The sequence below is a fragment of the Amycolatopsis sp. NPDC059021 genome, assembly GCF_042739895.1.
GTDB lineage: Bacteria > Actinomycetota > Actinomycetes > Mycobacteriales > Pseudonocardiaceae > Amycolatopsis.
This window is the reverse complement of the sequence record NZ_JBHYIQ010000036.1, coordinates 46548-47077: the sequence shown is the minus strand read 5'-3', so window position 1 is coordinate 47077 and position 530 is coordinate 46548.

Genomic DNA, 530 nt, shown 5'->3' with positions numbered 1-530 from the left:
CGCACCACTACCCCCCCGCCGCCCTTTCCCCGCCCGCCCCACACCCGCGTCACCGACCCACTCCCGGCGTTACCCCCGGGTCACCGACAACAACACGGCCCGATAATCCACAAAGGACAAACGGGAGAGTCCAGAATGAGCGTCCCCAACGACGCGTTCGGAGCAAGGGCCCCGGCGGGCGGGGAGCGTGAACGGCGTGCCCCTGGCTCCACCGCCCGGATAGCTCGAATGGGCGGCGTTCCGAGCTGTCGGATATGTCCTTTGTGGATAGTTATGCCGCGAAGGTTCCTCCGGCGGGCGTTGAGTGCCGCGAAGGCTCCCTGGTGGCATTCGGCGAGGCAGGGATGCGCCTCCGTGGGGTACGTGGCGCCCACGGGACTGTCCGTGACGACGGAGCCTTCGCGTGGCTGCGTGGGTCTGCCGCGAACGCTCCGTTCGAGACGAAAAAACTCCCCCACGGACGGCAGCCGCCCAGGGACCGTTCACCCCAGGGCGGCCTGGCCCAAGTCGGAACCACCCGGTGCGGTCCG